The sequence below is a fragment of the Pedobacter borealis DSM 19626 genome (genome assembly GCF_000708285.2).
In the GTDB taxonomy this organism is placed as follows: domain Bacteria; phylum Bacteroidota; class Bacteroidia; order Sphingobacteriales; family Sphingobacteriaceae; genus Pedobacter; species Pedobacter borealis.
In genome coordinates this window covers 35,209-42,284 of sequence record NZ_JAUG01000037.1, presented here as the reverse complement: position 1 = coordinate 42,284, position 7,076 = coordinate 35,209, and the positions used below count along the sequence as shown (strand labels likewise).

At 32.0% G+C, this 7,076-nt stretch carries 6 protein-coding genes; all 6 read right to left on the bottom strand.

The annotated features are described in order from the left end of the window. Nucleotides 1-232 precede the first annotated feature (232 nt). Nucleotides 233-529, bottom strand: a complete 297-nt coding sequence (locus AW17_RS12040) for a hypothetical protein (protein ID WP_029276688.1) — start codon at nucleotides 527-529, stop codon at nucleotides 233-235. A gap of 46 nt (nucleotides 530-575) precedes the next feature. Continuing rightward, a complete protein-coding gene (locus AW17_RS24190; RefSeq protein ID WP_157280276.1) occupies nucleotides 576-719 on the bottom strand; it encodes a hypothetical protein in 144 nt (47 codons plus the stop codon). A gap of 771 nt (nucleotides 720-1,490) precedes the next feature. Then, nucleotides 1,491-2,642 (bottom strand): lanthionine synthetase LanC family protein, encoded by a 1,152-nt coding sequence (locus tag AW17_RS12030; RefSeq protein ID WP_029276685.1) that lies wholly within the window; start codon nucleotides 2,640-2,642, stop codon nucleotides 1,491-1,493. Then, nucleotides 2,642-4,840 (bottom strand): S41 family peptidase, encoded by a 2,199-nt coding sequence (locus AW17_RS12025; RefSeq protein WP_167343671.1) that lies wholly within the window; start codon nucleotides 4,838-4,840, stop codon nucleotides 2,642-2,644. The genes AW17_RS12030 and AW17_RS12025 overlap by 1 nt, the downstream gene beginning before the upstream one ends. After that, nucleotides 4,830-5,921, bottom strand: a complete 1,092-nt coding sequence (locus AW17_RS12020) for a hypothetical protein (RefSeq protein WP_055726095.1) — start codon at nucleotides 5,919-5,921, stop codon at nucleotides 4,830-4,832. The genes AW17_RS12025 and AW17_RS12020 overlap by 11 nt, the downstream gene beginning before the upstream one ends. Before the next feature lie 2 nt (nucleotides 5,922-5,923). After that, complete coding sequence (locus tag AW17_RS12015; protein WP_029276680.1) at nucleotides 5,924-7,075, bottom strand: hypothetical protein; 1,152 nt, start codon at nucleotides 7,073-7,075, stop codon at nucleotides 5,924-5,926. Between the last annotated feature and the right edge of the window lies 1 nt (nucleotide 7,076).

The following is a 7,076-nucleotide window of genomic DNA, read 5'->3' as shown; positions in this document are numbered from 1 at the left end:
GTAGAGCGTTTACAGCAGAACCACGTTAGAGAACTACTTATATGAGGGTAGGACGGAATCCGAGAGTAAATTATAAGAGGAGCTGAGCCGAGCCGTGCAACCAGTGGGCACAATGCCTGACAACAGGAGAATACTACCGGTTGTTAAGAGATACTATTTCAACAAACCGCCGTATGCCGAACGGCACGTACGGTGGTGTGAGAGGACAGATAGGGAAATAATCCCTATCTTCCTACTCGATTAGCAATATTTCATCGCCCGTCATTGTTGGTGTATATATGCCCTCGTAATCGATGGGAGTGCCAAACAATACCGCACTGATAAACTTGCCCTCTAGGTAGCTTTTAACTGCGGTATCAAATATAAAGCCTGTATCGCTGTCGGCTGTTAAATTCTTTAATTGGTCGATATTTTCGATTAAGAAGATTTGCTTCTTATTCCTTAATGAATATAACTCTTTTAATTTAGCCAGGTTTTTAGCTTCTAAAGCATTTATAACCGATTTCCTAAAATTTATAGGCTCTAACATCTTGGGTTTTTTAAAGCTCCTCACATTTAAGTAAGGAGCTGGTTAATTATTGAACAATTTTAGCAGCAAGATCAGCTGATATTACTTTAACTTGCTTTGGCTCGGCTGGCTTTTCGTGAACTAGAACGGTTGCCTTAATAGACTTTATTACCTTGGCGTAGTCTATTTCTTTATCTAAATTGTTTTCCATCCTATAGAAATCTAGATAAGTCGCCAATTTTACTAGCATCCATCCTGCTATCGAACTGCAAACCCTTAGAGCCAACCATAAGCTGATTTGTTATTTCGGTTATCCTATTGCCCAAACGAGCGTGCAGATGGTTATAAGATTCCACGTAAGCTATTAGAGAGCTATGTAGACCGGCATCTATGTACCTATCAAAAAGACTTGCGTTAATTTCCTTTACTGTAAATTTTTGATCCCTATATTCTATTAGTTCAATCGGGAATGCTAAGCTACTCGGTACGTTATTCAGCGGCATATTTAATTCGGGTATTTGGAATGAACGTTGTAATTCCTGAAGAACATTATTATAAAAGTGCGAAGCTTCCATACGTGCGTACTTTGGTAGCTTGCCAATTGCATTTGATACGTTTTGTTGTATCAATGATTCCTAAATTGGCTTTTAAATATAAACCCTTAGGATCCCGCTATCTACAAATATCTTATTTTCCTCAGAACTTTTCGGTTTAATCCATCCTACTGCTGGATTTATCTTCAATTCAGACCTTCCTAAAGATCAAAATCCATTCGCACGCATAGGAACGCTTTTAAAAACGCCATAATCCCTTCGAAATAGCCAAGCGACAGTAGTTCCATCCCTAATTGTAGATATGCTCCCAGGGACGATTATTTTAAGCAGAAATTGAAAGATTATTCCAGAAAGCTATCCGTGACTCGTCCCTGAATTTACTTGTCGTTTCTGAATGGCCTTAAATTTCTTTTGAAGTCAGGTAAAATTTACTTTAAAAAAAGAATTTCTTTCCATTTAGAAAAATATATAGAATTTAATTTCTTATGTTTTCTGTTTAGAAGTAGTATGCCTAAACCTAAATTTCCTTCTAAAAAACCATGTTTTTGAGCTCTATTTTCGAGGTTAAAATAGCTTATTGACTTTTTTAACCAAAAATCTGAGATGTCTAAAAATTTTGCGTTATTACTTAGCAAGTATAGCTCATAAAATAATAATGAAACACCCGAACTTCCATGACACAAACCCAAATCTTCAATTAAGGTTAAATCATCCGTTACTCGTTTGGCCGTATCTAAGAGCATTAGCTCTATTTTTTTTTTCTCATCATAAGTATTCATTAATGGATATAAAGTGGTTAGAATTCCAAGATCGCCATAACACCAAGCTAATCTCGAAAACTGTGTGCTAGTTATTTCTTTATTCAAATCCTTAACTAAATAATAGTTTGCAAAAAAGCAGTTATTCTTTTCGAGAGATTGCTCTTTTGAAAATAGGAAATTTAACCCATTCTCTAACATCAATTTGCACCTGTCAGGTTTAATATTATGGACAATGCATTTGTTCAGAAAATATAAAATGCCGGAAATGCCATGGGCCAATCCTAAATCAACGACATAGTCGGCTTCTCGATACTTGTCGTACCTTTCCCAATAAATCAAATTATTTTTTTTATGGCAACATGTCCAGAGTTTATCAATTACATTCGATATTATTTGGGTATTATTCCTTTTTAAGAAGTATAAAGAAATACCTATAGCGCCATGCAGTAGGTCTAAATCATCATTTTCCAACAAACTTTTTAAACTATCTTCTAAATATCTATCAGCCTCATCAAGTATGTTTTGAGGCGCTTCAATTAAGTCTATTTCATTTAAATATGTTATTAACCAGGATACGCCCGCAACTCCATTTGCAAAACTTGAACTAACTGTTGATTTTTTTTTTAAAAGTAATTGAATATTTCTGAGATTATTGGCGATAGCAATTTCAGTTTTAGGATTTGCATCAACAACATAGCTTAAAGCCTGAAACAAAAGAACACCGGAACGACCGCTATATAATCCCATGTTATTCAAAGCCTCATTATTATCGTAATCGGTCAGATAATAATGAATAATTTGATCTAATTCTTTATCCATTATTGTGCTAGTAATAAAGCTTTTTCAAATACTTCGTCTCTCCCTTCTCTTATTGCAGATATAGTTGGAGATACTACAATGTCGGGAATAATTCCAGAAACGTGATGCTTACTTCCATCAAGGTTTAGAACCTTGGTGCCGGTATAAAAAACCCTAGTATCTTGTTGCAGTTGAATGGTTTGAATATCTCCATTCGTTCCGCTCGATCGTTGACCTATTATTGTACCCAATTTCATTCCTTTCACATAACCGAGTATACTTTCTGCATAACTCTGGGCACAGGCATCGGAAAGAAATATTATTTTGGAAGCTAAATAAGGGGTTTTTGGAGATAGATTCCAACCAGAAGTCTTAAAGTTATAATTTTTTTCGAAAGGGTCATCGATAATCGGTGTTTTCATCCACTTATTGTTTTCACTACATTTTATTAAGTGGCGAAGTACATCCCTGACATCTTCAACCGGATAGCCCCTCATATCAAAAATTATAGCCTTAGCAGATAATAAATTCTGCATATTTGACTCTATTTCTTTAAGTACTGGGGCAGATAGGTTAAAATAATAGATGCCTTTTGAAATTAATCCATTTTTCGGTACGAATGATTGAGATGCAAAAGATCGATATTCCACAGGGTCTGAAAACAGGGGGAGTTTAAGCTTTGGAGTAGAATTATCGCTTAAACTTAAGGTAACACTATCTGTAATTTTTCCATTAAATAGATTTAAAAGTGTTTTGAAGTTTCGCCATTGAGGGGAACCGGATATCAAATTATATTTTTTGTTATAGGTTATTAATGCAGGCTTTCCATTAATTGAATCAATAACACTTCCTTTTTTTATCAATTTGGACAACGATGAATCTAATACATTTTTAATGAGGATTTTGTCTCCAATTTTTATTAAATCTAAAGGTAATCCTTTTTCAATATCTCTGTCCAATCCAGAATAACTAATAAACATGTGTCCATCATTTATCTTTGAAGACATTACTAGTAATGATGTATAGAATTCTTTTGCGTTTCTATCAATTAACGATCGAGTGAATAGATAGTGAAGTAAGCTGTCCTGCGAAATATTAGCATCATCCCAGTATGGGTAAGCATATTTTAAAACATTCCAGATAATAACTGATGACCCTAGTCTTATGTTTAAATCGTAATTAGGATCTTTCCTAAGTGTAGTTTTAATTTTGGCATTAAAGTTATTAATAAGAAAAGTGTCTTGTTTTGGATAAGTATATGTTGAAGTACTATATAGAGCTTTTGGAACTAAACATTTTATATTTTCTGTAAGATTTGTGGCAATAAAACTTATTTCATTATCACTTTTTGAATTAATATTATTTTTATTTGTTTCAACTAGATTAAGATGAAAGTTTAAATCTGGGCTATTATTAACTTGTAGAGCCGTTTTTAAGTCAATTATTTGTGGTTTCGAACCTTTAAAGATTGTCAATTTTATGTTGTCTATTTTAAATAAACTTCTTGTATAAATACGTAGATCCAAAGCCAATATATTACTACTTTCGTCAAACTGGCCTTCAAATGTAATTTTCTGTTTTTTCCCTTGAAAAGTTTCTGATTTATGTTTGGTCACTATTTTTTTATTACTAGTCATACCAATTTCCAGTGAATTTATATCACAGAGAGTAGAGTCTCCTTCTGCTTCGAAACTTAAAATGAATTTTGAGTTTTTAAATTGTTGTATATCTAATCCTTTCACTAAAGGATAAGAATCGAAATCATTTTCAGCAGAATCTATCTTAGATCTAAGGCTTTTATAAACTTTTGAGCCATATGGTAATCCGAGACCAAAGTTTTTATATCTAGTTATTCGATAGTTACTGATGTTGCTCGGCGTTAATTTTGATAATAAAGCTGATTTATTTGAAGTTTCTTTTGTTATAGATATATAGGGAAGAAAATCAGAAAATATCTCTTTAAGTCTGATAAGCAATTCATCATCATCTTTAGCCTCCAATACACTTCCTGCACCATATGCAGCTAATCTGATCCAATCTGCGTTTTTAGAAAAATCAGATGGATGAAAAAATCTAACATAGCCATATAGTGAAGCGAAAGCTTTAATGTTTGTTTCCTTTCGGCTGATACTTGGTGCTTGAGCTAGTACACTAAATGATATTGATGATAATAATAGAAAAATGATTAATCTCTGATTTCTAACGGTATTAATTAACATTAGAAATGATAAATAAAAGTTCTTGCAGTTTTGTTTCATAGTAATTTTGTTCGAAAACGGTACTTTGGTTTAATAAATCCAAATGCTTAATATTTGTAGTGGGCAGTTCGATCTGTTTAGCTATTTCTTTAGGATTGTTAATTTTTTCTACATCATTTATTTTATACGGTCTAATTTCCTCAATGATATTCTCTGGAACGGTTTTAACAAAGAGCTTGCATCCTGCAAGCAAAGCATAAATAAATATATTTTCATTAAAGACTTCTTCGTTAAATAAAAATAGAACTTTAGAGATAGATAATAATTTTAATATAAGTTCATTGTTTATATCCCCGTAAAATATAATATAACGTAAAGAAGTTAGTGGAATGTATTTTAATAGCCGAATTACATCACAATTTCCAAAAATTATAATTTTTAAATTTTCATATTGAGATAATGAATCCTTAATTTTTAGAATTAGATTCAGATTGTCCTTTGACATGCCATTCCCATTAACTAACCAAACATTATTCTGTCCTTCATCTAACCCTAATTCAGTAAATAAATTTTGCTTTAAGAAGGTGCTAAGCGCTTCTAGATCAGGTTTTTTTATGTATTTTCTCCAAAAGGTTATTTTAGTGTTACAGGTGGATAGTAAATTTTTAACGATTGTTCGGTTGGAAGAAATAATATGGTTATAATACCTTAATTTAACAGATTTAGAATAGTCCTGCTCGTTTTCAAGGTATAAAACAATCTTTCCTAATTTTCTCTTAAAGATGGCCTCTGATAAAAAAGAATTCGCTTTATTGAATAGGAATATATTATTTTCATCAGGAGAAATATAACTATCAACCTCTAATAAATCTAATAAACTATTAGCATAGTTTTTGGGTGAAGAATCCAAATATGTGGTTGCAGAATTTATAGGTTTAGGTATATATAAGCTTCCATCAGATTTAGTTAAATACTTATGAGGTGTATCTATAATTAAAATCTGCACAGTGAAGATATCTGAATCTGGTAGTTTAAAAAAATCAATCAGGTATGAATCTTTCAATGAATAATCTGAGATGACAAACAATTTGGTAGTGAGCATAACTAGTGTTTTAACGTAAGGCTGTTCCAATTAGGTTCTGATGACATACATTGTAAAAGAGTTAATCCGATTCCCGCGTAACCCATTATACCAATACTTATTTTTTCACCTAAATTAGAAGGAATTTCATGGTTATATAGGGAATTCATTTCTTTGGCGACAAAGGACTGAATATGTCTTAATAAAACATTGTGTAGACTATTGTTGTAGCATTTGGCTAAAATGTTATTTAAATTTTGAATTGTTATTAATTTATAATTTAGTATCCAATGGTTGTCGTCATTTTTATTAAAACCTTCATTTTCTAGAAGAACAATACTAGAGGATAAATTAAGAAGGTCCGATTCATTAATTCCTGATACAAGAATTAAAGCATTATATAATTCGGTAATAATGAATATGAATGCGCTCGAATGTTCAGCATTGAAGTAACTGCTTTTGACTATCGATTCATTAAAAATATCTAATAATTTTCTAATGCGTGATATAATCAAAGATTGACAGCGGATAGTTCCCGTTGGATAAATAGTAGTTTTACCTATTCTATTCAATAAAAATGCAGAATTTGAAATGTTTTGTACTTCAAGAAGGAGGACATCAATTTTAGCGTTTAGTTCAAAAATATCTCTAATTACAGAAAAAGGCAGAGCTGAAGAATTTAAAAAAGTGTCTACTGCATCAACATGGCAGATTATTCGCTCAATTCTTAAAAGTTGCGCTAGGGATGTGTCTGATTTAAAATATTTATAACGCTCAAGGACATATGAAGTGATGCCGCATAAATTTATTGAAAGATCTACGATTGTATTTTGTTTGAAAATCATTGCATCCACCTTATTATAAATCTCTTGAGAAAAGCTCGCAGCAATGAAATCACTAGAATTAAGAAAGTTCAATGCCGAAACGATGCCAGATGAGCCACTAACGTACGAGACGTTTTTTTTGTCAAAATGACTTATAACATACTTAATATTTTCATTAGCAATATCGAATATTTTGTCGTTCAGAAATGCATTTTCAAATTCGAACAAGAAAATCGTGGCCCCAGTTTTTCCCCAAAATAGTCCATTATTGTTGCATCCATTTAAATTTAAGATTATGGTATCTTTTATTTTTGATACTACAGGAGCTAAAAGGTTTTTAATTTCTTCCATT

Bases quoted from the DNA above. Each gene is read 5' to 3' on its own strand.
- AW17_RS12025 (WP_167343671.1), bottom strand. From the start codon at position 4,840: ATGTTAATTAATACCGTTAGAAATCAGAGATTAATCATTTTTCTATTA.
- AW17_RS12020 (WP_055726095.1), bottom strand. From the start codon at position 5,921: ATGCTCACTACCAAATTGTTTGTCATCTCAGATTATTCATTGAAAGAT.
- AW17_RS12040 (WP_029276688.1), bottom strand. From the start codon at position 529: ATGTTAGAGCCTATAAATTTTAGGAAATCGGTTATAAATGCTTTAGAA.
- AW17_RS12030 (WP_029276685.1), bottom strand. From the start codon at position 2,642: ATGGATAAAGAATTAGATCAAATTATTCATTATTATCTGACCGATTAC.
- AW17_RS24190 (WP_157280276.1), bottom strand. From the start codon at position 719: ATGGAAAACAATTTAGATAAAGAAATAGACTACGCCAAGGTAATAAAG.
- AW17_RS12015 (WP_029276680.1), bottom strand. From the start codon at position 7,075: ATGGAAGAAATTAAAAACCTTTTAGCTCCTGTAGTATCAAAAATAAAA.